Here is a 25,586-nt window from a genome sequence, read left to right as displayed (position 1 = left end):
GGAGAGAGGGCCTGGGCCATGGACCGTGGCAGCGAGCGGGACGCGTCTCCCGGCCGCGGTGCGGAGAACTCCGCGGCGGGCCGGATTCCGCTGGCCGTGGTGATCGTCGACCGCGCGGGCCTGGTGTCCCACTGGAGCAGCGGGGCCGGGCGGATGTTCGGCCCCGGCCGGGAAGAAGCCGTCGGACAGCCCGTCGCGGACCTGCTGCCCGTCTCCGGCGCCCTCCCCGACGACCTCCAGGACGACACGCCCGACGACGGGGACGGTCCCGACCTGGAGACCTCCCTCGGCGCCCACACCGGCTACCCCACCGCGGGACGCGCCCGGCTCACCCCGCCCGGACGCGGGGACGACGAGCGGACCGACGTGCTGTGGTGGGCCTACCCGCTGGTCGGGCCGGACCCCTCCCGGCTGCTGGTGCTCGCCGCCGACGCCACCCGGCTGCGCGAGGCCCGCGGCCACCCGGACGAGAGCGCCGAACGCATCGCGCCCGGCTTCGCCCGGCACACCGAACTGCCCACCGCCGCCGACCTGGAGCGCAGGCTTCCCGAGATCCTGCCCAACATGGGCCCCGGACTCAGCGCCCGCATCGTCTCCCAGGTCCTCGAACTCGGCTACCCGGTACTGGAGTTCAGCCAGTACGAACGGGTGCCCGTCACCCCGTACTGGGGTGTGCCCCGGCGCCCCGGCCGCTCTGACAGCGTTGTCCCGCACCTCCGCTCGGAGTCCCTGATCCCGGCCGACGCCCCGGCCGACCTGGAGTACGCGGCCGTACGGGAGCGGCTGGAGTTCCTCAACGAGGTCAGCTCCGCCATCGGCACCTCCCTCGACCTCGGGGAGACGATCCGCGAGGTCACCAGCGCGGCCGTACCCCGGTTCGCGGACTTCGCCGGCACCCATCTGCGCGCCGCCGTCCTCGCCGGCGAGGGCTTCCCCGACGGGCCGCCCGACGCCAGCACCGTGATGCACCGGGTCTGGGTCGAGCACAACGACGAACCCGGCCGCTGGGACGACACCGTGCCGGTCGGCGAGGCGTTCGCCTTCCCCGAGCACACGCCGTTCTACCAGTGCATGGTCACCGGCGAACCGGTCCTCATCCCGAGGATCAGCGACGAACTGGGCAACCGGATCTCCGGCGAGTTCGAGAAGCGGGACCTCAGGCCCCTCATCAACGGCCGCTCCCTGCTGATCGTCCCGCTCAAGGCGCGCAATGTGGTGCTCGGCTTCATGGTGCTGCTGCGCCGGGCGGACCGGCTGCCCTTCGACGGCATGGACCGCACCACCGGCGCCGAACTCGCCGCCCGGGCCGGGCTGGTGCTCGACAACGCCCGCATGTACACGTACCAGGAGAACGTCGCGGAGACCCTCCAGGACAGCATGCTGCCGCAGGTCGCCCCGCGCATGGCCGGGTGCGACGTGGCGACCCGCTATCTGCCCGGCACCCTGCTCGGCCGGATCGGCGGCGACTGGTTCGACACCGTCAAACTGCCCGGCTCCCGCACCGCGCTGGTCGTCGGTGACGTGATGGGCCACGGGCTCAACTCGGCCGCGATGATGGGCCAGTTGCGCACCGCCGTCCAGACCATGGCCGCACTGGAGACCCCACCAGCCCAACTGCTGCGCAACCTGGACGACTTGGCCCGCAGGCTCGGCGAGAACTACCTCGCCACCTGTCTCTACGCCGTCTACGACCCGATCCGCGGCGAGCTGCGGGTCGCCAACGCCGGGCACATCCCGCCCGTGCTGGTCCGCGCGGCGGACGGCGGCAGCGAGCTGCTCGAACTGCCCACCGGCGCGCCCATCGGCGTCGGCGGAGTGCCCTTCGAGGCGACCACGGTACGGGTCGCGCCCGGCGACCGGCTGGTGCTGTGCACGGACGGCCTGGTCGAGGTGCGCGGCTCCGACATCGGGGAGGGGCTGGCCGCGCTCTGCGAGTCCGCCGCGCATCCGGCCGCCTCGATGGACGCCGCCTGCGACACCATCATCCGCGCCCTCAACACCCGGGGCGGACGCAAGGACGACGTGGCCCTGTTGATGGCCCGGCTCAACGGTATCCCCGACGACCACGTGGCCCAGTGGCACCTGGAGTCGGACCCGCGCGAGGTGTCCCGCGCCCGGCACCTGGTCCGCGAACGCCTGCTGACGTGGGGGCTGCCGCAGGCGGTGGACACCGCGCTGCTGCTGGTCAGCGAGGTCGTCACCAACGCGGTGCGGCACGGCGGGGGAGGCTCCGTCGGGCTGCGCGTGGTCCGCGCCGGGGACCTGCTGTTCGAGGTCACGGACGACGAGCCGGAGCTGCCGGACATGCGCACCGCCGGACGGGACGACGAGGCGGGCCGGGGTCTCGGCGTGGTCAGCCGGCTGGCGAAGGAGTGGGGCGCGACGGCGAGCGGGCACCGCAAGACGGTGTGGTTCGAGCAGGCGCTGATCCCGTAAAGGTGCCCTTGGACCCCTTGCCGGAGGGCACTAGGCGCGATATCCCGATCATGGCACCGACTCTGGGGAGATCGCAGTGAACGTTTCCGACGACTACCGCTCCAACTGGGAGAGTTTCTGGCGGGAGACCTCCGACGAGCGGGGGGACGCGATCTGGGACTCCGACCCCGCGCTGACCGCCGAGCCGCACAGCGACCTCCTCCTGCCGCACGCCGACGCCGGCCGCGTCATCGTGGACCTCGGCTGCGGCAACGGCACCCAGACCCGCTACCTCGCCACCCGGTTCGCCCGCGCGGTCGGCGTCGACCTCTCGGACGCGGCGATCGACCACGCCCGCCGGGCCACGGCCGGCGCCGCCGCCGAGTTCGAGCAGCTCGACCTGACCGACACCGACGCCGTGCGCGCGCTGCACGACCGGCTCGGGGACAGCAACGTCTACATGCGCGCCGTCATCCACCAGAGCGAGCCCTCGGCCCGGCCCCTGGTCGCCGCCGCCGTGGCCGAGCTGCTCGGGGAGGCGGGCCGTGCCTTCGTCGTGGAACTGACCTCCGCGTCCCGTGATGTGCTGAAGCGGGCGTCCGAGGGCCCGGCCGGGCCGCCGCCGAAGCTGCGCCGTGTCTTCCACCACGACCTCAAGCCCGCCGACGCCGGGGACGAGGAGATACCCCGCCTGCTGGCCGAGGCGGGCCTGAAGATACTGGCCACCGGGGAGACGGTCCTGCCGCAGACCGAGCACTTCCCGGACGGCACCCGCATCGACCTGCCCGCCCGGTGGTTCGTGCTGGCGCGGGAGTGAGAACGTCCCGGACCGGGCGGCGGCCGGGGACCGGGTCGTAGCCGCCGCCGGGCCGGGCGCGTAACCTGCGCGGCATGAAGATCCTCATCAGTGCCGACATGGAAGGCGCCACCGGGGTCACCTGGCCCGCCGACGTGCTGCCGGGGACGCCGCAGTGGGAGCGCTGCCGGGGGATGTTCACCTCCGACGTGAACGCCGCCGCCCAGGGCTTCTTCGACGGCGGCGCCGACCAGGTGCTCGTCAACGAGGCCCACTGGACCATGCGCAACCTGCTGCTGGAGCAACTGGACGAGCGCGTCGAGATGCTGACCGGGCGGCACAAGGCACTGTCCATGGTGGAGGGCGTCCAGCACGGCGACGTCGACGGCATCGCGTTCATCGGCTACCACGCGGGCGCCGGCATGGAGGGCGTCCTCGCCCACACCTACCTCGCCAACCAGATCACCGGGGTCTGGCTGAACGACGTACGCGCCAGCGAGGGCCTGCTCAACGCGCGGGTCGTCGCGGAGTACGGGGTGCCCGTGGTGCTGGTCACCGGGGACGACCTGGCCTGCGAGGACGCGCTCGGCTATGCGCCCGGGGCCCTCAAGGTGGCGGTCAAGGACCATGTGTCGCGGTACGCGGCCGTCTGCCGTACGCCCGCCCGCACCGCCGCCGACATCCGGGCGGCGGCCAAGGAGGCGGCGCGGCTCGCGGTGCGCCAGGAGCCTTCGGAGCAGGGGCCGTTCACCGTCGCCGTGGAGTTCGACGCCGAGCATCTGGCGATGGCCGTCACCGTGGTGCCGGGGGTCGCGCGGATCGGGGAGCGGAAGGTGGCGTACACCACCGGCACGATGTACGAGGCAATTCGCACGTTCAAGGCGGTCACCACGATCGCCTCGGCCGCCGTGGAGGAGCAGTATGGCTGACCAGCGCGCGCTGGACGAGGTGGTCGAATTCACCTCCGAGCTGATCCGGATCGACACCACCAACCGGGGCGGCGGCGACTGCCGGGAGCGGCCGGCCGCCGAGTACGCGGCCGAGCGGCTCGCCGGCGCCGGGCTCGAACCCCTGCTGCTGGAGCGGACACCGGGGCGCGGCAACGTCGTCGCCCGGGTGCCCGGTACCGACCCGTCCGCCGACGCGCTGCTCGTCCACGGCCACCTGGACGTGGTGCCCGCCGAGGCCGCCGACTGGAGCGTGCACCCGTTCTCCGGCGAGGTCCGCGACGGCGTGGTCTGGGGGCGTGGCGCCGTCGACATGAAGAACATGGACGCGATGATCCTGGCCCTGCTGCGCGGCTGGGCCCGGCAGGGCGTGCGGCCGCGCCGGGACCTGGTCATCGCCTTCACCGCCGACGAGGAGGCCAGCGCCGAGGACGGCTCCGGCTTCCTCGCCGACCGGCACCCCGAGCTGTTCGAGGGCTGTACGGAGGCGATCGGGGAGTCCGGCGCCTTCACCTTCCACGACGGCACCGGGCGCGAGATCTACCCCGTCGCGGCGGGGGAGCGGGGCACCGGCTGGCTGCGGCTCAGCGCGGGCGGGCGCGCCGGGCACGGCTCCAAGGTGAACCGGGAGAACGCGGTGACCCGGCTCGCCGCCGCCGTCACCCGCATCGGCGAGCACCAGTGGCCGCTGCGCATCACCCCGACCGTGCGGGCCGCACTCACCGAGCTGGCGGAACTGTACGGCGTGGAGGCCGACTTCGACGACATGGAACGGCTGCTGGACAAGCTCGGCCCGGCCGCCGAGCTGGTCGGGGCGACCGTCCGCAACAGCGCCAACCCGACCATGCTGGACGCCGGTTACAAGGTCAACGTCATCCCCGGCGAGGCCCACGCGCACATCGACGGACGCTTCCTGCCGGGTGGCGAGGAGGAGTTCGAGTCCACCCTGGACCGGCTCACCGGACCCGATGTCGACTGGGAGTACGTGCACCGCGAGGTCGCTCTCCAAGCCCCGGTGGACGCACCGCTGTTCGGCAAGATGCGGGCCGCCGTGGAGGAGTTCGCGCCGGGCGCGCACGTCGTCCCGTACTGCATGTCCGGGGGCACCGACGCCAAGCAGTTCTCCCGGCTCGGCATCACCGGCTACGGGTTCGCCCCGCTGCGGCTGCCCGAAGGCTTCGACTACCAGGCGCTGTTCCACGGGGTGGACGAACGGGTGCCTGTCGAGGCGCTCCAGTTCGGCGTCCGCGTCCTCGACCGCTTCCTGCGGACGGCCTGACGACATGGGGGAAGAGATGCGCGTCCAGCCGTACGGTTCCTGGCCGTCGCCCATCGACGCGGCGCTCGCCGCCGCGCACGACGGCCACCCCGAGTGGGTGGGGTTCGTCGGGGACGAGATCTGGTGGACCGAGCCCCGGCCCGCCGAGGGTGGCCGGCGTGCCCTGGTGCGCCGTACGGCCGCCGGTGCCGAGGAGCCGGTGCTGCCGCCGCCGTGGAACGTGCGCAACCGCGTCCACGAGTACGGCGGCCGCCCCTGGACCGCCGCCCCCGGCACGGACGGGCCCCTGGTCGTCTTCACCCACTTCGCCGACCAGCGGCTCTACCGCTACGAACCCGGTGGCGAGCCGGTCCCGCTGACCCCGCTCTCCGAGGTCGGCGGGGGACTGCGCTGGGCCGAGCCGGAGTTGGACCCCGGGCGCGGCGAAGTCCGCTGTGTGCTGGAGGAGTTCACCGGCGAGGGCAGCGGCGACGTACGACGTGTACTGGCCGCCGTACCGCTGGACGGGTCGGCCGCCGGGGACCGGTCCGCGGTGCGTGAACTCACCGACGAGCGGCACCGGTTCGTCACCGGCGCCCGCGTGTCCCCGGACGGTCGCCGGGCCGCGTGGCTCGCCTGGGACCATCCGCGCATGCCCTGGGACGGCACCGAGCTGCTCGTCGCGGACATCGGTGACGACGGCCGGTTCCGGGACGTGCGCACGGTCGCCGGGGGCGACGACGAGGCCATCGCCCAGGTGGAGTGGGCGCCGGACGGACGGCTGCTGTACGCGAGCGACCGGAGCGGCTGGTGGAACCTCTACCGGGACGGCGTACCGCTGTGCCCGCGCCAGGAGGAGTTCGCCGGGGCGCTGTGGAAACCGGGCCTGCGCTGGTTCGCGCCGTTGGAGGACGGGCTGCTCGCGGTGCTGCACGGACACGGGTCCGCCGTCCTCGGGATACTCGACCCCGAGACCGGTGAGATCGCCGACGCGGCCGGGCCCTGGACCGAGTTCGACTCCTCCCTCGCCGCCCACGGCAGCCGGGTCGCGGCCATCGGCGCGAGTCCCCGCACCGGGTACGAGGTGATCGAGCTGGACACCGGCACCGGCCGCGCCCGCACGGTGGGCGCCCGGCACCGGGACCCCGTCGACCCCGCGTACTACCCCGAGCCGGAGGTCCGCACCTTCACCGGGCCCGGCGGCCGCGAGGTGCACGCGCACGTCTATCCGCCCCGGCACCCGGAAGTCACCGGCCCCGGTGGCGAGTTGCCGCCCTACGTGATCTGGGCGCACGGCGGCCCGACCGGCCGGGCCCCGCTCGTGCTGGACATCGCCATCGCCGCCTTCACCTCCCGCGGCATCGGCGTCGCCGAGGTCGACTACGGCGGCTCCACCGGGTACGGCCGCGAGTACCGCGAGCGGCTGCGGCACCAGTGGGGCGTGGTCGACGTGGAGGACTGCGCGGCCGTGGCCCTCGCGCTGGCGGAGGAGGGCACCGCCGACCGGAACCGGCTGGCGATCCGGGGCGGCAGCGCGGGCGGCTGGACCACCGCGGCCTCGCTGACCGGCACCGAGGTCTACGCCTGCGGCACGATCAGCTACCCGATCCTCGACCTCGCCACCTGGGGGCCGGGCCGCACCCACGACTTCGAGTCCCGCTACCTGGAGTCCCTGGTCGGCCCCGTCGCCGAGGTCCCCGACCGCTACGCCGAGCGCTCGCCCACCCACCGCGCCGACCGGCTCACCGCCCCCTTCCTGCTCCTCCAGGGGCTGGACGACGTGATCTGCGCGCCCGAGCAGTGCGAGCACTTCCTCGACCGCGTCGCGGGCCGGGGCGTCCCGCACGCCTACCTGGCCTTCGCCGGAGAGGGTCACGGCTTCCGCCGCGCCGACACCATGGTCCGCGCACTGGAGGCGGAACTGTCCCTGTACGCCCAGGTGTTCGGCTTCGACCTGCCCGGCGTCCCGGAACTGGAGCTGAACACGTGAAGCAACTCGAGCGCCCCACCCGTCTCGCCCCCGGCGCCCGCGTGGCCGTGGTCGCGCCCAGCGGGCCGGTCCCGGAGGAACGGCTGCGGGCGGGCCTCGACGTGCTGCGCGGCTGGGGCCTCGATCCGGTCGCCGCACCCCATGTGCTGGACCGGCACGGCCAGTTCGGCTACCTCGCGGGCACCGACGCCGACCGCGCCGAGGACCTCCAGCGGGCCTGGTGCGACCCCGCGGTCGACGCGGTGTTCTGCGCCCGGGGCGGCTACGGCGCCCAGCGGATGGCCGACCTGCTCGACTGGGACGCGATGCGCGCGGCCGGCCCGAAGGTGTTCGTCGGCTTCAGCGACATCACCGCCCTCCACGAGGCGTTCGCCGTCCGCCTGGGCCTCGTCACCCTGCACGGCCCGATGACTGCCGGGATCGACTTCATCGGCAGCGCACGCGCCCGCGACCATCTCCACGCCACTCTCTTCGCCCCGGAGAAGGTCCAGCGGATCACCACCGACGGCAAGCCCCTCGTCCCCGGCCGCGCCCGGGGCATCACCCTCGGCGGCTGCCTCTCCCTCCTCGCGGCGGAACTCGGCACCCCGCACGCCCGCCCCTCCGCCGAGGGCGGCCTCCTCTGCCTGGAGGACGTCGGCGAGGAGACGTACCGCCTGGACCGCTACCTCACCCAGCTCCTCCGCGCCGGCCGGCTGGACGGGGTCCGCGGCGTCCTCCTCGGCTCCTGGCAGGACTGCGACCCCTATGACACCCTCCGCCCGATGCTCACCGACCGCCTGGCCCCCCTGAACGTCCCGGTACTGGAGACCGCAGGCTTCGGCCACTGCCCGGACGCCCTGACGATCCCCTTCGGCCTGGCTGCCGAACTGGACGCGGACGCAGGCACGTTGACCCTGGAGGAGCCCGCCCTGCGATGACTTCCGGCCAGGGGCCCGGCGTACCCTGGTCCGATGCCGCACACCGCACCCCACTACCTCGCCCAGGGCCCCCGTGTCGCCCTTCGTCGGTTCCGGATGGAGGACGGGGGTGAGTTCACCGCGCGGGCCAGGGAGAGCAAGGATCTGCACCGGCCGTGGCTGGTGGTGCCCGACAGCGACGAGGCGTACGCCGCCTACGCCGGGCGGCTGCTCGGGGACGCGGGGCGGGCCGGGTTCCTGGTCTGTGAGAAGGACAGCGGGGACATCGCCGGGTTCATCAACATCAACAACATCGTCCGGGGCGGCTTCCAGTGCGGGGCGCTCGGGTACGGGGCGTTCGCGCACGCGGCCGGGCGGGGGCTGATGCGGGAGGGCCTGGAGCTGGTGATCGGGTACGCCTTCGGGCCGCTCGGGCTGCACCGGCTGGAGATCAACGTGCAGCCCGGCAACACCGCGTCCATCGCGCTCGCGCGCGGCGCCGGGTTCCGGCTGGAGGGCTTCTCGCCCGCCATGATCCAGGTCGACGGGGAGTGGCGCGACCACGAGCGCTGGGCGCTGACCGTGGAGATGCGGGGCTGAATCCCGGCTCAGGCCCCCGACTGGTCGGCGTACTCGAAGATCGTGCCGTCGGGGTGCATCACCAGCAGGTTCCGGCCCACCGGCGTCGGCACCGGGCCCGCGATGATCTGCGCGCCCAGGTCCGTGAGCAGCCGGTGCGCCTCCTCGACGTCCTTCACGGCGATCGTCGCCGTCACCTTGCGCAGCACCTCCAGCTCCGCCTCCGGCCCGCTCATCAGCAGGAACGACCCGATCGCGGCGACCCGTACCCCACCGCGCTCGAAACGCAGTGCCGTACCGCCCGCCAGCCGCTCGTAGAACGGGACCGCGGTCTCGAGGTCGTCGACGCAGATGCGCAGTGTCGCGCCAAGAATCTCCATGCGCACGAGCCTAGTTGGGGCGGCCGGGTGCGCACAGGCCGTCGCCGCGCATCGGTGGCGTGCGCGGCGGCCGGGTGACGTGAAGGTGGTTTGGGTGCCGTGACCCCGGTTACGCGGAAGACCTCGGACGAACCGCACCACCGGGGCGCCCGCGACCGGTCACACACCGTGACGGATCGGGGCCCGTCGGGGGCCGGGCAGCCCGCCCGGTGCGCCGAGGACCGTCCGAGTCGCCTCGGACCCGCGGAAAGGAGACCCATGAACAACGACGAACTCGCCGAACTCGGGCAGCAGTTGAGGGTGGACAGCGTCCGCGCCGCGGACGCCGCGGCATCCGGACACCCCACCTCCTCGATGTCCGCCGCCGACCTGATGGCCGTGCTGCTCGCCAACCATCTGCGCTACGACTTCGAACGCCCCGACCATCCGGCCAACGACCGCTTCATCCTCTCCAAGGGACACGCGTCCCCGCTGATGTACTCGGTCTACAAGGCGGCCGGCGCCATCGACGACGCCGAACTCCTCACCTTCCGCAAGCTCGGCAGCCGCCTGGAGGGCCACCCGACCCCGCGCCGGCTGCCCTGGGTGGAGACGGCCACCGGCTCCCTGGGCCAGGGCTTCCCGGTCGGCGTCGGCATCGCGCTCGCGGGCAAGCGGCTGGACCACTCCGACTACCGCGTCTGGGTGGTGTGCGGCGACAGCGAGATGGCCGAGGGCTCGGTCTGGGAGGCCGCCGAGGCCGCCGCGTACGACAAGCTGGACAACCTCACCGTCATCGTGGACGTCAACCGGCTCGGTCAGCGCGGCCAGACCCGGCACGGCCACGACCTGGACGCCTATGCCCGCCGCTTCCAGGCGTTCGGCTGGCACACCGTCGAGATCGACGGCCACGACGTCGCCGCCATCGACCGCGCCTACAGCGAGGCCGAGTCCACCAAGGGCCGCCCCACCGCGATCATCGCCCGCACCCTCAAGGGCAAGGGCGTCGCCGCCGTGGAGGACAAGGAGGGCAAGCACGGCAAGCCGCTGCCCGACGCCCAGGAGGCCATCGAGGAGCTGGGCGGCCCCCGCGACCTGCGCGTCCACGTCAGCGAGCCGCCCGCCGCGACCCCGGAGAAGCTCGCCCACGAGCCGCTGCGTCTGCCCCGCTTCGACAAGGGCGAGGAGGTCGCCACCCGCGACGCCTTCGGCAAGGCGCTGGCCGCGCTCGGCACCGCGCGCGGCGACGTCGTCGCCCTGGACGGCGAGGTCGGCGACTCCACCCGTACCGGCGTCTTCGCCGAGGAGCACCCCGAGCGCTTCTTCGAGTCCTTCATCGCCGAGCAGCAGATGGTCGCCTCGGCCGTCGGCATGTCGGCACGCGGCTGGGTGCCGTACGCGTCCACCTTCGCGGCCTTCTTCAGCCGCGCCTACGATTTCGTGCGCATGGCCTCCATCAGCGACGCCTCGATCAACCTGGTCGGCTCGCACGCGGGCGTGGCCATCGGGCAGGACGGGCCTTCGCAGATGGGCCTGGAGGACCTGGCGATGTTCCGCTCCGTGTACGGCTCCACCGTGCTCTACCCCTGCGACGCCAACCAGACCGCCCGCCTGGTCGCGTCCATGGCCGACCTGGACGGCATCCGGTACCTGCGCACCTCGCGCGGCGAGAGCCCGGTCATCTACGACGCCGACGAGGAGTTCCCCGTCGGCGGCAGCAAGGTGCTGCGCTCCAGCGAGGAGGACCGACTGACGGTCGTCGCGGCCGGGGTCACCGTGCAGGAGGCGCTGACGGCCGCCGACAAGCTGGCGGAGGAGGGCATCAAGGTCCGGGTCATCGATCTGTACTCGGTCAAGCCCGTCGACGTGGAGACGCTGCGCCGGGCCGCCGACGACACCGGCTGCCTGGTGACGGTCGAGGACCACCACGAGGAGGGCGGCATCGGCGACGCGGTCGTGGAAGCCTTCACCGACGGGCGGCCCGTACCGCGCCTGGTCCGCCTCGCGGTGCGGATGATGCCGGGTTCCGCCGCGCCCGACGAGCAGTTGCACGCGGCCGGCATCGACGCCGCGAACATCGCGGCGACCGCCCGGCTGCTGGTCGGCGAGGCCGTGGTCAGCTAGACCGGAACCCTTCGACGGCGGGCGTCGCTCAGGCGGCGCCCGCCCTGCTGTTCAGGCCGGCGTGCGGCACAGGATCTCGCCGTGCAGGACCGCGAACCAGCCGTCCTCCCGCCGCCCCCACTCCCGCCACGCGTCGGACACCGCCCGCAGTTCCTCCGGTGTGGCGTGCCCGCCCCCCACCGCGCGGTCGGCGTACGCGGAGGCGAGCGTACGGTCCGCCCACAGACCGCTCCACCAGTCGCGCTCCTCGGGGGTGGCGTACGTCCAGGTGCCCGAGGTGGCGGTGATGTCGCTCAGCCCCGCCGCCAGCGCCCAGCTCCGCAGCCGCCGGCCGGCGTCCGGTTCGCCGCCGTTGGCCCGCGCGACGCGCCGGTACAGGTCCAGCCAGTCGTCCAGGCCGGGCACGGCCGGGTACCAGGTCATCGCCGCGTAGTCCGCGTCGCGCACCGCGATCAGCCCGCCGGGCCGGGTCACCCGGGCCATCTCGCGCAGCGCGCCCACCGGGTCGCCCACGTGCTGGAGCACCTGATGGGCGTGGACCACGTCGAAGGCGCCGTCGGGGTGGCCGAGGGCGTGCACGTCGGCCACCTCGAAGTCCACGTTCGTCAGACCCCGCTCCCCGGCGGTGGCGCGGGCCCGCTCCAGGATGCCGGGAGCCCGGTCGGCGCCGGTCACCCGGCCGTCGGGGACCAGTGCGGCGAGGTCGGCGGTGATGGTGCCGGGGCCGCAGCCGATGTCGAGGACGCGCATGCCCGGTTCGAGCGAACCGAGCAGGTACGCGGCCGAGTTGGCGGCCGTGCGCCAGGTGTGCGAACGCAGCACCGACTCGTGGTGCCCATGGGTGTAGACGGCGGTCTCGCGGGTCTCCGGCATGACGTCACGGTACGCCCGCGACCCGGATGCTGAGACCGGTGTTTCGCGATGCGGACTGACGGTGCGTCAGGAAGCGTTCGGGTGCGGGCTGTACGCCGTGAGGACCTCCGGCAGCTTCTCCACCGTCACCGTGCCGGACACCGAGGTCACCTCGCCGTCGTACGCCAGCGGGGTGCCCGGTGCGAGGCCGGACAGGCGCAGCCGGCCGAGCTGGACCGCCGCGTGACCCTGGGACCGGCTCAGCGGGCCCGCCACGGCGGCCGCCAGCAGACGCAGCGTCGGCCAGCCGTTGCCGTGCACCACACGGACGTCGAGCGGGCCGTCCGACAGCTCCGTACGGCGTCCGGCGCCCAGGCCGCTGCGGCGGTAGACGCCGTTGCCGACGAACAGCATCCACAGCGGGTGCCGCTTGCCGGCCGCCTCGACCACCAGCGGATGCCGGTCCGCGCGCAGCACCTTCACCGCGCCCAGCACCCCGGCCGCCCAGCCGCCGATCCGGGGCGACCAGTGCTCGCGCTCGCGCACCAGCTCCGGGTAGACGCCCAGGCTCAGGGTGTTCAGGAAGACGCTGGAGCGGTCGTCGGCGGTGAACTTGCCGACGTCCACCTGCACCGCCTCGCCCGCGCGGACGGCGGCGGCCAGACCGGCCGCGTCCTCCACCCCGAGGTCGTACGCGAAGTGGTTCAGGGTGCCGCCGGGCAGCACCGCCAGCGGCAGACCGTGCAGCAGGGCGACCTCCGCGGCCGCGTTCACCGTGCCGTCGCCGCCGCACACACCGAGGACCCGCGCCCGGGCCGCCGCCTTGTCCAGCTCGGCCCGGACCTCCTCCGGCTCGCACTCCACGATCTCCGCCAGCGGCAGCGCGTCGTGCAGCGCGCTCACCCGGTCCGCGGTGCCCGAGGCGCGGTTGGCGACCATCACCAGGCCCGCGCCGTCCGGCAGCGCCGGGGCGTCCGCGCGCGGCCGGGCCACCGGGCGGGCCGCCGCCCGCGTCGGCACCAGCTTCCGCACCACGAACGCGGCCCCGACCCCGAGCGCCGCCCCGGCCAGCACGTCGCTCGGGAAGTGCGCACCGGTGTACACCCGCGAGGTCGCCACCGAGAAGGCCACCGGCGCCACCGCCGCGCCCCACGCCGGGGACTCCAGCGCCACCCCGGCCGCGAAGGCGGCGGCGGAGGCGGAGTGGCCGGACGGGAAGGAGGTGGTGATCGGCTGCCGCTTGAGCCGCCGGGACAGCGGCACCGCGTCCAGCACCGGCCGGGTGCGGCGCACCGACCGCTTGCCGAGGGTGTTGACGGTCAGCGACGCCAGGCTCAGCGAGGCCAGCCCTCGCACGGCCGCCCGGCGCGCCCTCGGGGTGCGCGTGGCGGCGATCGCGCCGGCCGCCGCGAACCACAGCACGCCGTGGTTGGCGCTGCGGCTCAGGCGGGGCAGCACCTTCTGGGCGCCGGGCCAGTTCCGCTGGGCGGCCACCTCGAAGAGCCGGGCGTCGGCCGTGAGCAGCCGGCGCAGGACGTTGCGGCCGGTGGTGGGGACAGCGGTGAGGTCGACATCTGCGCTCATGTTCGACCCTCTACCCCGAAGCGCGCCTTTCTTGTGCCGCCGCTCTTGTGCCGCCGCCCCGTTACGGGCACCGCCCGCGCGCGGAGGCCGGGGGAGCGGGATCTTCGTACAGTGGACCCCAGGACCAGTGGACCTCAAGACCAGTGGACCTCAAGACCAGTGAACCTCGGGACCGCGGACACGACGAGCGGGGGCACCACCATGACCGGAGTCGACCCCAGCCGACTGGACGACCAGCAGCTCATGAAAGAGCTGGAGACGATCCACCGCACACGCCACGACACCCTGCTGTACGGCTCGAACGACGCCCTGCGCGCCCACAACGAACGCATGGCCCAGTTGGAGGGCGAGTACCTGCGCCGCAATCCGCGCCGCCTGGTCAGCGCGGGCCGCACCCGTGAGGGCGCCCGTGAACGGGGCTGCGGGGAGCCGGGGGAGGCATGAGGCCGGGGCGCGCTCCGGGGGCCGGTGTCACCCGTTGGGTGTCGTCCGTGTCCCGCGAATGGGGTCCGGCGGCGGGCGGGGCGGCGCCGAGGGGGCTCTGATGGCAGCGAGGGCACGGAACGCGTGCCCCGACCGCCGTACCGCCGAGGAGCCCGCCCCATGCGCCGCACCGTACGCGCCCTCTCCACCGCCGCCGCCCTGGCCGGCGCCACGCTCGTCGTAGCCGGTCCCGCGTCCGCCGAGTCCGGCGCCCCCTGCGAGGGCCCCGCCGCCTCCGCGCCCAAGTCGCCCGGCACGTCCTACGACGCCCCGCTGCCCGGAGCGCCGTACCTGAGCGCGGCACCCACCGGTGGCCCGGAATGGGGCGGCGGGACGAAGGACTGCGCGGACGGCTCCGCCGCGAAGGCGGGTCAGGGCGGCGACGACCCGGCCTGGGACGACGGGGACGAGAACGGCCAGGACTGGGACTCAGGCCCCGCGAAGGACGACCCGCCCACCGTGGAGCACGGCGTGCGGGCCGGAGCCGGCGGCACCTTCTCCGACTCGGTGCCCGCCCTCGCCGCGGGCGGCGCGCTGATCGCCGCGGCGGCCGCCGGAGCCGGGTACCGGCTGTACGGCCGCAGGCGCCCGGCCGGGCGCTGACGGCGGGCACCGGAGGCCGCCGTGACCGGGACGACGCCGGACACGAGCCATGCCGGGCCGTTCGGCGGGTACACACCTTCCCGAGGGCACCACCAGCAGGCCCCCTGCGCACCCGCCCCACGGCGCGGGAGACCGGAGACATCGGGGGCGCAGGGGATTCGGCACACGGACCGTGCGGAGGCGGACATGCGGCGGAGGGAACCCCAGGGCCACGGCCCGGTCCGCTACGGCCCCCCGTTCCCCGCCGACGGCCTGCCCGTCCTCGCGGAACTCGCCGCCCGCCTCGCCGCAGCCGAACACCACGGCGCGGCCCAGCCCGCCGGTGGCGATCCGGCCCTGCTGGAGGCCGCCTGCGGCTACTGGACCCGGCGCTCACTGCCCTGCACCCCCGACCGGGTGACCCTCGCCTCCGGCGCGCCCCCGCTGCTGCTGGCGCTGACCGCCGCGCTCGCCGGGGACCACGGCGACATCCTGGCCCCCCGCCCGCGCGCCGCCTGGTGGGCACCCGTCGCCCGGCTGCTCGGCAGACGCCTCTTCCCGGTGCCGATCCCGGCGGACAGCGGCGGCATCCCCGACCCGTACGCGCTGCTGGAGACCGTCCGCCGGGTCCGCGCCGAGGGCGGCGACCCCCGGCTGCTGGTGCTGTCCGTCGCGGACGACCCCACCGCCGCCGTCCCCCTGCCCGAGCTGCTGCACGAGACCGTGGAGGCGGCCGCCGCCGAGGGGCTGCACGTGATCAGCGACGAGACCTGGCGGGACACCGTGCACGACCCGCACGAGACGGTCCTGGTCAGCCCGGCCGGGATACTGCCCGACCACGTCACCGTCGTCGCCGACCTCGCCGGATCGCTGCTCCCGGCCGGCTGGCCCGCCGCCGTCGCCCGCTTCCCCGACACCGGGGCTGGGCAGGACGCCCACGCCCGCGTGCTGGACGTGCTCACCGCGCTCGGCGCCCGCCTCGCCGCCCCTGTCGCGGCCGCCGCCCGGTACGCGCTGGACGAACCCGAGCCGGTCACCGCCCGCCGCGAGGCCGCCGTGACCCTGCACGCCCGGCTCGCCGCCGCCGTGCACCGCGCGGTCCTCAAGGGCGGCGCGCTCGCCCCGCCCCCGCAGGCCGGGCGCTACGTCTACGCCGACCTCGGCCCGCTGCGCGAGCCCCTCGCCGCCCGGGGTGTACGGGACGCGCAGGAACTGGAGGACTTCCTCACCGCCCGGCTCGGCATGCCCGCCCCCGGCGGCCACCGCTTCGGCGACGACCTCGGCGCCCTGCGCGTACGGCTGGCCACCGCCTCCCTGCTGGGCGGCACCGACGAGGAGCGCGAGGCCGCGCTCGCCTCGCCCGACCCGACGCAACCGCCGTACACCCGGGACGCGTTGCTCACCCTGGGAGCGGTGCTCGGCGAACTCCGTGACGACACCGTGCGATGGGAGTCTCCTCGATGACGCGGCAGACGCATGAGTCCGGGTCCACCGTCACGACGGCCACCACACCCGCGCCGGACGCCCCCGACCCCGTCGAGGCCGCGGCCGCCGCGCCCGAGGTGGTCGTCCGTGCCCCGCTCGCGCCCGCGTCACCGCCGCTGGCCGAACCGCGGCCGCTGGGCGAACACCGGGTGTGGCCGCGCACCTTCCACGACCGGCTCACCGCACCGCTGCCCGGCTGGCGCGCCATGGCCCGCTTCGCCCGCGAGGGCGCCGTACGCCCCGACCCCGAGGGACTCGTCGACATCCCCCGACTCCCGTACGAGCCCGGACCGTTGCCGCGCGTCGGGGCCGACGCCCTCGCCGTCACCTGGGCGGGGCACGCCAGTTGGGTGGTGCGGATCGGCGGGCTGACCGTGCTCACCGACCCGGTGTGGTCGCGCCGCATCCTCGGCACCCCGGCCCGCGTCACCCCGGTCGGCGTCTCCTGGGACAGCCTGCCGCCCGTCGACGCGGTCGTGATCAGCCACAACCACTACGACCACCTGGACGCCCCCACCCTGAGCCGACTCCCGCGCCACACACCGGTGTTCGTCCCCGCCGGGCTCGGACGCTGGTTCCGGCGGCGGAGGTTCAGCCGCGTCACCGAGCTGGACTGGTGGGAAGGTGCTCGACTCTCCGGTGTGCGCTTCGACTTCGTGCCCGCGCACCACTGGTCCAAGCGCACCCTGACCGACACCTGCCACAGCCTGTGGGGCGGCTGGGTGATGACCGCGCAGGACGGGCAGCGCCTCTACTTCGCGGGCGACACCGGCTACGGCCACTGGTTCGGGCGGATAGGCCGCCGCTACCCCGGCATCGACCTCGCGCTGATGCCCATCGGCGCCTACGACCCGCGCTGGTGGCTCAGCGACGTCCACTGCGACCCGGAGGAGGCCGTACGGGCCACCCTCGATCTCGGCGCCCGCCGGATGGCGCCCATGCACTGGGGGACGTTCGTGCTCTCGGCCGAGCCCGTCATGGAGCCCCTCACCCGCGTCCGCGCGGCCTGGGAGCAGGCGGGCCTCGCCCGTACCGACCTGTGGGACCTGCCGGTCGGCGCCTCCCGCGTCCTTCAGACCTCCCCTACCGCTCCTCGCCCCGCACCCGGCGCACCAGCCCCGGAGCCGCGCTGACCAGCACGGTCAGCACCACCACCGCCAGCACCCCCTCCCACGGCCGGGCGAACAGCGAACCCCCGAGCACGCCGATGACCTGGTACGTCAACGCCCACGCCAGGCACGCGGGAAGGTTGCCCCGCGCGAAGCGCCGCAGCGGCCACTCGGCCAGCAGGCACGCCAGCATCACCGGAATCCGGCCGGCGGGTATCAGCCGGGACAGCACCAGCACCAGCACCCCGTGCTCGGCCAGCTTCCCCCGCGCCTGGTTCAGCCGCTCCTCCGGCGCCCGCGACCGCAGCGCCTCCAGCCAGCGCGAACCGTTCTGCGAGCCGAGACCGCGCCGCCCCAGCCAGTACAGCGCCGCGTCCCCCAGGAAGGCGGCCAGCGCCGCCGTCGCGAAGACCAGCGCCAGCGAGAACGGCGCCGTCCGGTGCAGCGCCACCACGGTCGCCGAGCTGACCAGCGCCCCCGTCGGCACCACGGGTATCAGCGCCCCCACCAGCACCAGCAGGAACAGCGACGGATAACCGAGCGCCCGACTCGTCGACTCCAGCGGCGCACCCGTCGTCGCGGCGGCGGCCAGTACCGCCGCACCCCCCACGCCTCTCACCGGCAGACCTCCAGCCGTACGCCCTCGCCGTGCCCCAGCCGGTGCACGGTCACCTTCGGCGCGGCCTCGGCCGCCAGCCGCACGAACTCCTCGCCCGGCGCGTGGAACTCGTGCGGGCGCACCGCGTCCATCCCGATCGGCCAGTACGTGCCGTAGTGCACCGGCACCGCCCAGCCCGGCGCCAGCCGGGCCAGCGCCCGCGCCGCCCGGCCCGCGTCCAGATGCCCCTCACCGAGGTACGGCCCCCAGCCGCCCACCGGCAGCAGCGCCACGTCCACCGGGCCGACCTCCTCGGCCATCGCGTCGAACAGCGCGGTGTCCCCAGCGAAGTAGGTGCGCGCCTCGCCCTCCACCACGTAACCCAGCGCGGGGGCGCGGTGCGGGCCGAACGGCAGCCGCCGTCCGTCGTGCAGCGCGGGCACCACCCGCACCCGCAGCTCCCCGAGCCGCACCTCGTCGCCGGGCACCACCTCGGTGAGGTCGAGCCCCCGCAGCCTGCGCAGTCCGGGCACCGCGCGCGGCGCGCCCCGCGGCACCAGCACGCGCGTGCCCGGCGCCAACTGCGCCAGCGACGGCAGGTGCAGATGGTCGGCGTGCAGATGGGAGACGAGCACGGCGTCGGCCCGGCGGGCCCCGGCGGGCGGCTGCGCGCCCCGGCGGCGGCGCAGGTGCGCCAGCCGGGAGGCGAACAGGGGATCGGTGAGCACCCGGGTGTCCGAATCCTCGATCGTGCAGGTGGCGTGACCCCACCAGGTGACCTCCACCGGCACTACCCTCACCTCCGCGCGCGACTCCCCCGAAGCCTACGGGCAGCGGTAGGGTCGGCGGCGAAACCCGGAGGTGAGGGGACGCCATGGGACCGTTACGGGGTGCCCCGGCCGCGCTTGCGACGGTACGGATCACCGCCATCGCCAGCCTGATCCCGCTGGAGGAGCTGGAGGCCGACCCCTTCCTGGTCGACTCCCGCAGCCAGCACGCCATGTGCGCCCGCTGGGCCGAGGAACAGGGCTTCGTGGTCACCCGCGAACTCCTCGTCGGCGGCCTGCGCTTCGACCACGGCGCCCTGTGGGACGGCGTACGCCCCGGCGTGGACGTGTTCGTCGCCCCCAGCGTCCGTGTGCTGGAACGCGCGCTGTCCTCGGTGGAGGAGTTCACCGCCGAGTGCGCCCGGCGCGGGGTCCGGGTGGAGACCGTCGGCAGCGCCGAACCCGCGTACGACGCCCGGATGAAGGCGCGTGTGCACCGGCGGCTCTCCATGCCCACGGCCGGGTACGACGGCAAATAAGCCGTCCCGGCGCCTCCGCCCGGTATGACAAGGTGGGGGCAGGCCCCGCGGGGCGGGCCGGAACGTGAGGTGCGCGGGGCGTGGGGTGGCGACGGGTTGCCGGTCAGATCGGCCGGAGCGTCACGGTGTGGGCGGTCTCCACGCTCACCATGCTGCTGCTCGCCGGACTCCTCCCCGACTTCCGGCTCCAGTCGCCCGACGGTGACAGCGCCACCCGTATCGCCGTCACCGCCGCCTGCGGCGCCGGGGCGTTCGGTCTGCTGTCCGCGCTCGTCTGGCCGGCGCTGGTACGGCTGCTGCTGCTGGTGCCGGCGCTCTTCCTCGGCCTGCTGGTCTTCTTCCTCAACGGTTCCCTGCTGCTGCTCGCCCTGCGCGTCAACCCCTCCGGGCGGGGCGAGGTGGCGCCCGAGACCGCCGTCATCGTCGCCGCCGTGATGTCCGCCGTCGCCTCCGCGACCGGCGGCGCGCTCGCCGTACGCGACGACGACGCCTACCGGCGCCGGCTGCTGCGGCTGGCCGACCGGCGCCGGAGAGCCACCCTGCCCTGCGCGAGCACGCCCGGCCTGGTCTGCGTCCAGCTCGACGGCGTCGGCCACGACGTGCTCACCGCCGCCGTCCGCGACGGCCTGATGCCCACCGTCGCCCGCTGGCTCGCCACCGACGGCATCATGCCGCCCACCCACCGGCTCACCGCCTGGCGCACCGACTGGTCCAGCCAGACCGGCGCCAGCCAGCTCGGCATCCTGCACGGCAGCACCTTCGACGTCCCCGCCTTCCGCTGGTACGAGAAGGACCGCGGCGAGGTCATGGTCTGCAACCGGCCCACCTCCGCCGCCGAGTTGCAGCGCCGCGCGACGGCCCGCACCGGCGAGGCCGGACTCCTAGCCGTCGACGGTGCCAGCCGGGGCAACCTGTTCAGCGGCGGCGCGGGAGAGCAGGCCCTCGTGCTGTCCATCGCCACCCGCCGCCGGGGGCGGGAGAACCGTTCCCGCGCCGGGTACTTCGCCTACTTCTCCGACCCGGCCAACGCGGTGCGCACCGCGCTGTCCTTCTTCGCCGAGATCGGCCGCGAGATCGTCCAGTCCACCCGCGCCCGGTTCGCCGGGCAGCACCCGCGCGTCGGCCGGGGCGGGCTGTACCCGTTCGTCCGCGCCTTCGCCACCGTCGTCGAACGGGACGTGGTGGTCGCCGCCGTGATGGGCGACCTGCTTGCCGGCCGCACCGCCGTCTACGCCGACCTCGTCGCCTACGACGAGGTCGCCCACCACTCCGGCCCGGAGAGCCGCGACGCCCGCCAGGTCCTCAGGCGCCTCGACCGCTCCCTCGCGCTGATCGAGAAGGCCGCCGAACACGCCCCGCGCCCCTACCGCCTGGTCGTCCTCTCCGACCACGGCCAGAGCCCCGGCGAAACCTTCCGCTCCCGCTACGGGCTCACCCTCACCGACCTCGTCCGCGCGGGCAGCGGACTGCCCGTCCCGCGCGGCGCCGGGCGTACCCCGAGCGGAGCCGAGGCCCGTGCCGCCGTACGCGTCGCCCTCGGCCGGGCCGACTCGGACAGCGGGCCCGCCCCGCGCTCCGAGCCCGTCGTCCTCGCCTCCGGCAACCTCGGCCTGGTCTCCTTCCCGGACGTCCCGCACCGGATGACCAAGGAGGAGATCGACGCCCGCCACCCGGCGCTGCTCCCCACCCTCGCCAACCACCCCGGCATCGGCTTCCTGCTGGTCCGCAGCGCCGAGCACGACGGGGTGGTCCTCGGCCCCTGCGGCACCGAGATCCCGCTGGCCGAACTGGACGAGCGGCCGGGGCCACTGGCCCGCTTCGGCCCCGGCGCCGTCGACGCCGTCCGCCGGACGCACGCCTTCCCGCACACCGCCGACATCATGGTCAACTCCTGGCACGACCCGGCCACCGGCCAGATCCACGCCTTCGAGGAGCAGATCGGCTCCCACGGCGGCCTCGGCGGCGCGCAGTCCCGCCCGTTCCTGCTCTCGCCGCTCACCCTCTCCGTGCCCGGGTCGGACGGCGAGGTTCTGACCGGCGCCGAACGCGTGCACGGCGTACTGCGCCGCTGGCTCGGCGAGTTGAACGGCCCCGAGGTGCCGCTCGACGCCGGCCCCGAGCGCCGGGCGGCCTGAGTACGCGGACCGGTCCTCACGGTGCCGTGACCCCGGATGTGATCGGATGGGGGGCACACCCGGTGCACGGGGCCCCAGGGGGCACCAGCACCCGGAACACGGAAACACACGCGAAAGGAACCACCGTGGCTACCACGCGCACCGCACACACGGTCTGGGAAGGCGAACTGCTGTCGGGCAGCGGCACCGTCACGTTCGACTCCTCCGGCATCGGCTCCCAGCCGGTGTCGTGGCCGTCGCGCGCCGAGCAGGCGAACGGCCGCACCAGCCCCGAGGAGCTGATCGCCGCCGCGCACTCGAGCTGCTTCTCCATGGCCCTGTCGCACGGCCTGACCGGCGCCGGCACCCCGCCCACCCGGCTGGAGACCAAGGCCGACGTCACCTTCCAGCCCGGTGAGGGCATCACCGGCATCCACCTCACCGTGCGCGGCGAGGTCCCCGGCCTGGACGCGGACGGCTTCCGCGCGGCCGCCGAGGACGCCAAGAAGAACTGCCCGGTCAGCCAGGCCCTGACCGGCACCGACATCAGCCTCACGGCCGAGCTGGCCTGAAGCCCGTCGCCGACCGGTGCCGCGTCTTCCACGTGACGGGCGCGGCACCGGTCACAGGCTCTCGCGGAACTCCCGCAGCAGCTTCTGGGTGCGCTGCGCGGAGGCCGCCCGCGCCGTCATGTGGTCCAGCACCTCCAGGTGCGCGGCCACCTCCTCGCGCGAGTCGAGGTAGAGCGCGCCGGTCAGATACTCGGTGAACACCATGTCCGGCAGCTCCCGCTGGGCGAACCGGAACAGGGTGAAGGGGGCGTACGTCCCCGGATGCGGGCCCGCCGCGAACTCGGCGAGCTGGATGGTGATGCGGTCCCGGTCGGCGTACTCCAGCAGCCGGTCCAACTGGTCGCGCATCACCTCGGACCGCGTGCTCACCGGCCGCCGCAGCACCGTCTCGTCCATCACGAACCACAGGTGCGGGGCGTCCCCCCGCTCCAGCAGCCGCTGCCGCTCCAGGCGCAGCGCGACATGCCGCTCCACCGTCTCCGGGCCGTGCTGCCCTATGGTCCCGGCCTCCAGCACCGCCCGCGCGTACGCCTCCGTCTGGAGCAGGCCGGGGACGAAGTGGGGCTCGTAGGAGCGGATGAGACGGGCGGCGCCCTCCAGGCTCACGTACAGGCTGAACCAGTCCGGCAGCACGTCGTGGAAGCGCTGCCACCAGTCCGGCTGGTTGGCCTCCTCGGCCAGCCGCACGAACGCGGCGGACTCCTCCTCGCCCACCCCGTACGCGGCCAGCAGCGCCTGCACATACGGGATCTTCAGCGCGACCTCGGCCGTCTCCATCCGCCGCACGGTCGCCGAAGCCACCCGCAGCACCCGCGCCGCCTCGTCCCGGCTCAGCCCCGTCGACTCCCGCAGCTCCTGCAACCGCCGCCCGAGCACCACCTGCCCCACAGTGGGAGCGGCCCGCCGCTCACTCACACCCGACCCCTCCCCAATGATCCGTACGGGCAGTCTGCCACGCGAAGGTTCCTCGCACAGGGGGGATCAATCAGCCATGGGGGACAGGGGAGTTGGCCGAGTCGGGAAGGGTCAGGGCGGAGTCGGCGTGCAGGGTGAGGCGTACGGGGACGAAGGTGGTGGCCTCGGCCGGAGGTGCGCCGGTGCCGGGGTTGCGGGCGTACCGGGGATGCGCTCCGGCGCTGATCTGCCAGCGGACCCGGTGGCCGGGGGCGAAGCGGTGAGCGGTGGTGCTCATGGGGACGGTGAGGTGTGAGGGGGCATCGGGGGCGGCGTTGAGCGTGCCCAGGCCGTCGCAGACGTTGACCGAACGGCCTTCGGGGTCCACGTCGCACAGGCGGCTGAAGACGTCGGCGTGGCCGGTGTCCGTGGAGACGGCCAGCCGGGCGGTGACCGGTCCCAGGACGTCGAGGGGTTCGGTCAGCGGGGGTCCGGTGAACGTCACGACATCGGTACGGGCCTCCAGCGCGCTGTTGTCGCGCGGTCCGGCACCGGGGGAGAGGAGGGGGCCGCCCACGGTCGGGGTGGGGTCGGCCGGGTCATAGTGGAAGGTGATCAGCGGGGCGGAGTCGGTGGGTGGCTGCCGGGTGAGGTGGCCGCCTCCGGTGGGGTACCAGGCAGTGGGCTCCCCGGTGGGCGGCGGCCAGTCGGTGAGGTCTCGCCACATATGGTCTCCGCCCATGTGCTCCCCACCTATGTGTACGCGCACCGCCGTGGGGCGTAGCCCGGTGGGGTCGGCGCACAGGTGGGTGCGCAGCCAGGCGAGGCTCTCCGCGAACACCTCGGGCCAGCCCTGCTGGAGCGCGGAGGCGTGGGTCCAGGGACCGACGAGCAGCGAGGTCTCGCACCCGGCCCGGCGCAGCCGCGCGTACTGCTCAAGGGTCTGGTCGGCCAGCGCGTCGTGCCATCCGGTGATCAGGTTGGTGGGCACGCGGTGGCGCTCCGAGGGGGCGATGGACGCACCGTCCCAGTACGGGTCGTCGGCGTCCGGGTGGGCCAACACCTCGTCCAACCAGGCCACTTCACCGCCGAGTCCGGGGGCGTACGCACCGCTCAGCGGCTCGGCCATGGTGACGGTACGAAGATGGCGTCGCAGGCGCAGGGCGGCCCGTGCGAAGGGGGCCATGCCCCGGTGCTGGTGGGTCATGCCGAGGCCGACCACGAGGGCGTTCTCCAGGCGCAGCGCACCGCCGCCCGTGTGGAAGAGGGTGTACGGGTCGTGCAGGCCCACTTGGACGACCATCGCCTTCAGCTCCGGCGGTGGGTCCAGAGCGAGGGCCCACTGCACATAGCCCAGGTAGCTGGGGCCGATGGTGCCCAACCTGCCGTCGAACCAGGGTTTTTCACGCAGCCACGCCACGGTGGCCAGTCCGTCGGCTGCCTCGTTGCGCCACAGGTGGAACGCGCCTCCGGAGCCGCCCGTGCCCCGGCAGCTCTGGAGGACCACATGGAAGCCCTGCTCGGCGAAGAGCAGACCGTACATCGGGGACCAGGGCAGACCCCGGCCGTAGGGGGAGCGGACCAGCAGCGTGGGGAAGTCGCCCTCGGCGCGCGGGAAGTAGTGATCGGTGAGCAGCGCGCTGCCATCGGCGCCGGGCACCGCGAGCCCCGGCTCCCAGCCGATGTCGTACCGCTTCGCCGGCAGGCCACGCCAAGTGGCGCGCATCAGACGTGCGGACAGCGGTGGCTTGCGGAACGACATGATTCCCCTCCCATATTCCGTACGGTGTACGAGAATAGAGGATGCTTGGATGACCTTGGCAAGGGCCGACTGCCGACAGATCAGGAAATGGGGTGCTGGAGCGTGGCTCAGGGCGAGGCAGGGGCGGGTGTCGATCCCGCGCGCCTCTGGCTGCATCCGACCGAACCCCGCAGGGGCCGTAAACCCTCCTTCAGCCGGGAGGCGATCACCGAGGCGGCCGTCGCGCTGGCGGACGCCGAGGGGCTCGACGCGGTCAGCATGCGGCGGGTGGCGGCCTCGGTGGGGGCCGGGGTCATGTCGCTCTACAGCTACGCCCCCGACAAGGACACCCTGCTGGAGCTGATGGTCGACCACGTCAGCGCCGAGCTGCCCAGCACCGGCCCGCTGACCGGCGACTGGCGGGCCGACCTCAAGGTCATCGCCCACCTCCAGCGCGACCACATGCTGCGCCACCCCTGGCTCCCCGCCGCCCTGTCCACGCACCGCACCCCCGGCCCGCATGTCCTGGCCTTCCTCGAACACGCCCTGGCCGCTCTGCGCCCCTCCGGCCTCGACGGCGCCGCCCGGCTGGAGATCTTCGCCCAGCTCACCGCCTTCGTCGCCGGACACGTCAGCCATGAACTGACCCGTGCCGGGGCCGCTCGATCCCCCGAACGGGCCGCCGCAGAGGCTCGTTATCTCGCCACGGTCGCCCAAGACGGCCGCCACCCCGAACTCGCGGAAGCCCTCTCCGCTCCCCGCCGCCCCACGGACCCCGCAGCCACCTTCAGCCGCTTCCTCAACCGCCTGGTCGACGGGCTGGACGCCGGCTGAACCGGGCCGGGGGCCCTGCATCAGGAGCCCCGAACTCCCCTTCAAATCAAGGGACATGGTCTTCG

Annotated in this window: 22 protein-coding genes and 1 pseudogene; 16 read left to right on the top strand and 7 right to left on the bottom strand. The window is 74.3% G+C overall.

The window, feature by feature from the left end; genetic code table 11:
* Window positions 1–18 precede the first annotated feature (18 nt).
* From ACZ3HQ_RS13195 to ACZ3HQ_RS13165, 7 genes are all read left to right on the top strand, one after another.
* On the top strand, window positions 19–2,436 hold the full coding sequence (locus tag ACZ3HQ_RS13195) for an ATP-binding SpoIIE family protein phosphatase (protein ID WP_467510291.1): 2,418 nt from the start codon (window positions 19–21) through the stop codon (window positions 2,434–2,436).
* Window positions 2,437–2,512: 76 nt separating this feature from the next.
* Window positions 2,513–3,232 carry a class I SAM-dependent methyltransferase gene (locus ACZ3HQ_RS13190; RefSeq protein ID WP_467510289.1) on the top strand — a complete coding sequence of 240 codons (720 nt, stop codon included), beginning with the start codon at window positions 2,513–2,515 and terminating at the stop codon, window positions 3,230–3,232.
* 74 nt (window positions 3,233–3,306) lie between these two features.
* Window positions 3,307–4,140 carry a M55 family metallopeptidase gene (locus tag ACZ3HQ_RS13185; protein ID WP_467510287.1) on the top strand — a complete coding sequence of 278 codons (834 nt, stop codon included), beginning with the start codon at window positions 3,307–3,309 and terminating at the stop codon, window positions 4,138–4,140.
* Window positions 4,133–5,437, top strand: a complete 1,305-nt coding sequence (locus tag ACZ3HQ_RS13180) for a M20/M25/M40 family metallo-hydrolase (protein WP_467510285.1) — start codon at window positions 4,133–4,135, stop codon at window positions 5,435–5,437. The genes ACZ3HQ_RS13185 and ACZ3HQ_RS13180 overlap by 8 nt, the downstream gene beginning before the upstream one ends.
* A 4-nt stretch (window positions 5,438–5,441) precedes the next feature.
* Window positions 5,442–7,406, top strand: a complete 1,965-nt coding sequence (locus ACZ3HQ_RS13175; RefSeq protein WP_467510283.1) for a prolyl oligopeptidase family serine peptidase — start codon at window positions 5,442–5,444, stop codon at window positions 7,404–7,406.
* Complete coding sequence (locus ACZ3HQ_RS13170; RefSeq protein ID WP_467510281.1) at window positions 7,403–8,326, top strand: S66 peptidase family protein; 924 nt, start codon at window positions 7,403–7,405, stop codon at window positions 8,324–8,326. Before ACZ3HQ_RS13175 ends, ACZ3HQ_RS13170 begins: the two co-directional genes overlap by 4 nt.
* A 33-nt stretch (window positions 8,327–8,359) precedes the next feature.
* A complete protein-coding gene (locus tag ACZ3HQ_RS13165; protein WP_467510279.1) occupies window positions 8,360–8,905 on the top strand; it encodes a GNAT family N-acetyltransferase in 546 nt (181 codons plus the stop codon).
* Window positions 8,906–8,913: 8 nt separating this feature from the next.
* Here the strand turns inward: ACZ3HQ_RS13165 and ACZ3HQ_RS13160 are convergent, their stop codons facing one another.
* Window positions 8,914–9,264, bottom strand: a complete 351-nt coding sequence (locus ACZ3HQ_RS13160) for a VOC family protein (protein WP_467510277.1) — start codon at window positions 9,262–9,264, stop codon at window positions 8,914–8,916.
* A 168-nt stretch (window positions 9,265–9,432) separates the two neighbouring features.
* On the opposite strand from ACZ3HQ_RS13160, the gene ACZ3HQ_RS13155 reads away from it, so the two are divergent.
* A complete protein-coding gene (locus ACZ3HQ_RS13155) occupies window positions 9,433–11,367 on the top strand; it encodes a transketolase (RefSeq protein WP_467511051.1) in 1,935 nt (644 codons plus the stop codon).
* 51 nt (window positions 11,368–11,418) lie between these two features.
* On the opposite strand, the gene ACZ3HQ_RS13150 is transcribed toward ACZ3HQ_RS13155, so the two are convergent.
* A complete protein-coding gene (locus ACZ3HQ_RS13150) occupies window positions 11,419–12,240 on the bottom strand; it encodes a methyltransferase domain-containing protein (protein ID WP_467510275.1) in 822 nt (273 codons plus the stop codon).
* A gap of 66 nt (window positions 12,241–12,306) precedes the next feature.
* Window positions 12,307–13,803 carry a phosphatase PAP2 family protein gene (locus tag ACZ3HQ_RS13145; protein WP_467510273.1) on the bottom strand — a complete coding sequence of 499 codons (1,497 nt, stop codon included), beginning with the start codon at window positions 13,801–13,803 and terminating at the stop codon, window positions 12,307–12,309.
* Window positions 13,804–13,946: 143 nt separating this feature from the next.
* Between ACZ3HQ_RS13145 and ACZ3HQ_RS13140 the strand changes: the two are divergent.
* The 4 genes and pseudogenes from ACZ3HQ_RS13140 to ACZ3HQ_RS13125 all read left to right on the top strand — a co-directional run bounded on the left by ACZ3HQ_RS13140 (window position 13,947) and on the right by ACZ3HQ_RS13125 (window position 17,486).
* Window positions 13,947–14,247 (top strand): annotated as a pseudogene (locus ACZ3HQ_RS13140) (DUF6158 family protein).
* A 159-nt stretch (window positions 14,248–14,406) separates the two neighbouring features.
* Window positions 14,407–14,889: a hypothetical protein gene (locus ACZ3HQ_RS13135; protein ID WP_467510271.1), complete on the top strand. Its 483-nt coding sequence runs from the start codon at window positions 14,407–14,409 to the stop codon at window positions 14,887–14,889.
* A 186-nt stretch (window positions 14,890–15,075) separates the two neighbouring features.
* Window positions 15,076–16,332, top strand: coding sequence for an aminotransferase class I/II-fold pyridoxal phosphate-dependent enzyme (locus ACZ3HQ_RS13130; protein WP_467510269.1), 1,257 nt, complete (start codon window positions 15,076–15,078; stop codon window positions 16,330–16,332).
* Window positions 16,329–17,486 (top strand): MBL fold metallo-hydrolase, encoded by a 1,158-nt coding sequence (locus ACZ3HQ_RS13125; protein ID WP_467510267.1) that lies wholly within the window; start codon window positions 16,329–16,331, stop codon window positions 17,484–17,486. Before ACZ3HQ_RS13130 ends, ACZ3HQ_RS13125 begins: the two co-directional genes overlap by 4 nt.
* Here ACZ3HQ_RS13125 and ACZ3HQ_RS13120 read toward each other — a convergent pair.
* Entirely contained in the window at window positions 17,437–18,081 is a 645-nt protein-coding gene (locus ACZ3HQ_RS13120) for a DedA family protein (RefSeq protein WP_467510265.1), read from the bottom strand. The two genes, ACZ3HQ_RS13125 and ACZ3HQ_RS13120, sit on opposite strands and share 50 nt — an antisense overlap.
* Complete coding sequence (locus ACZ3HQ_RS13115) at window positions 18,078–18,851, bottom strand: MBL fold metallo-hydrolase (RefSeq protein ID WP_467511049.1); 774 nt, start codon at window positions 18,849–18,851, stop codon at window positions 18,078–18,080. Before ACZ3HQ_RS13115 ends, ACZ3HQ_RS13120 begins: the two co-directional genes overlap by 4 nt.
* Before the next feature lie 83 nt (window positions 18,852–18,934).
* Between ACZ3HQ_RS13115 and ACZ3HQ_RS13110 the strand changes: the two genes are divergently transcribed.
* From ACZ3HQ_RS13110 to ACZ3HQ_RS13100, 3 genes are all read left to right on the top strand, one after another.
* Window positions 18,935–19,366, top strand: a complete 432-nt coding sequence (locus ACZ3HQ_RS13110) for a hypothetical protein (RefSeq protein ID WP_467510263.1) — start codon at window positions 18,935–18,937, stop codon at window positions 19,364–19,366.
* 80 nt (window positions 19,367–19,446) lie between these two features.
* Window positions 19,447–21,501, top strand: a complete 2,055-nt coding sequence (locus ACZ3HQ_RS13105) for a phage holin family protein (RefSeq protein ID WP_467510261.1) — start codon at window positions 19,447–19,449, stop codon at window positions 21,499–21,501.
* A gap of 125 nt (window positions 21,502–21,626) precedes the next feature.
* Window positions 21,627–22,052, top strand: coding sequence for an OsmC family protein (locus ACZ3HQ_RS13100; protein WP_030809452.1), 426 nt, complete (start codon window positions 21,627–21,629; stop codon window positions 22,050–22,052).
* Window positions 22,053–22,103: 51 nt separating this feature from the next.
* On the opposite strand, the gene ACZ3HQ_RS13095 is transcribed toward ACZ3HQ_RS13100, so the two are convergent.
* Both ACZ3HQ_RS13095 and ACZ3HQ_RS13090 read right to left on the bottom strand, forming a co-directional pair.
* Window positions 22,104–22,967 (bottom strand): helix-turn-helix domain-containing protein, encoded by an 864-nt coding sequence (locus ACZ3HQ_RS13095; protein WP_467510259.1) that lies wholly within the window; start codon window positions 22,965–22,967, stop codon window positions 22,104–22,106.
* Window positions 22,968–23,037: 70 nt separating this feature from the next.
* Window positions 23,038–24,708 carry a CocE/NonD family hydrolase gene (locus ACZ3HQ_RS13090; RefSeq protein WP_467510257.1) on the bottom strand — a complete coding sequence of 557 codons (1,671 nt, stop codon included), beginning with the start codon at window positions 24,706–24,708 and terminating at the stop codon, window positions 23,038–23,040.
* Window positions 24,709–24,810: 102 nt separating this feature from the next.
* On the opposite strand from ACZ3HQ_RS13090, the gene ACZ3HQ_RS13085 reads away from it, so the two are divergent.
* Window positions 24,811–25,521: a TetR/AcrR family transcriptional regulator gene (locus tag ACZ3HQ_RS13085; RefSeq protein WP_467510255.1), complete on the top strand. Its 711-nt coding sequence runs from the start codon at window positions 24,811–24,813 to the stop codon at window positions 25,519–25,521.
* Window positions 25,522–25,586: the final 65 nt, after the last annotated feature.

This window comes from Streptomyces sp. NPDC018263, from assembly GCF_055562575.1.
The sequence above is the reverse complement of the archived record's forward strand: the minus strand, read 5'-3'. Positions and strand labels throughout refer to the sequence as shown.

Coding starts and splice junctions, on each gene's coding strand:
- ACZ3HQ_RS13195 (WP_467510291.1), top strand. CDS start 19: ATGGACCGTGGCAGCGAGCGGGACGCGTCTCCCGGCCGCGGTGCGGAG.
- ACZ3HQ_RS13185 (WP_467510287.1), top strand. CDS start 3,307: ATGAAGATCCTCATCAGTGCCGACATGGAAGGCGCCACCGGGGTCACC.
- ACZ3HQ_RS13180 (WP_467510285.1), top strand. CDS start 4,133: ATGGCTGACCAGCGCGCGCTGGACGAGGTGGTCGAATTCACCTCCGAG.
- ACZ3HQ_RS13175 (WP_467510283.1), top strand. CDS start 5,442: ATGGGGGAAGAGATGCGCGTCCAGCCGTACGGTTCCTGGCCGTCGCCC.
- ACZ3HQ_RS13165 (WP_467510279.1), top strand. CDS start 8,360: ATGCCGCACACCGCACCCCACTACCTCGCCCAGGGCCCCCGTGTCGCC.
- ACZ3HQ_RS13160 (WP_467510277.1), bottom strand. CDS start 9,264: ATGGAGATTCTTGGCGCGACACTGCGCATCTGCGTCGACGACCTCGAG.
- ACZ3HQ_RS13150 (WP_467510275.1), bottom strand. CDS start 12,240: ATGCCGGAGACCCGCGAGACCGCCGTCTACACCCATGGGCACCACGAG.
- ACZ3HQ_RS13145 (WP_467510273.1), bottom strand. CDS start 13,803: ATGAGCGCAGATGTCGACCTCACCGCTGTCCCCACCACCGGCCGCAAC.
- ACZ3HQ_RS13135 (WP_467510271.1), top strand. CDS start 14,407: ATGCGCCGCACCGTACGCGCCCTCTCCACCGCCGCCGCCCTGGCCGGC.
- ACZ3HQ_RS13130 (WP_467510269.1), top strand. CDS start 15,076: ATGCGGCGGAGGGAACCCCAGGGCCACGGCCCGGTCCGCTACGGCCCC.
- ACZ3HQ_RS13125 (WP_467510267.1), top strand. CDS start 16,329: ATGACGCGGCAGACGCATGAGTCCGGGTCCACCGTCACGACGGCCACC.
- ACZ3HQ_RS13110 (WP_467510263.1), top strand. CDS start 18,935: ATGGGACCGTTACGGGGTGCCCCGGCCGCGCTTGCGACGGTACGGATC.
- ACZ3HQ_RS13090 (WP_467510257.1), bottom strand. CDS start 24,708: ATGTCGTTCCGCAAGCCACCGCTGTCCGCACGTCTGATGCGCGCCACT.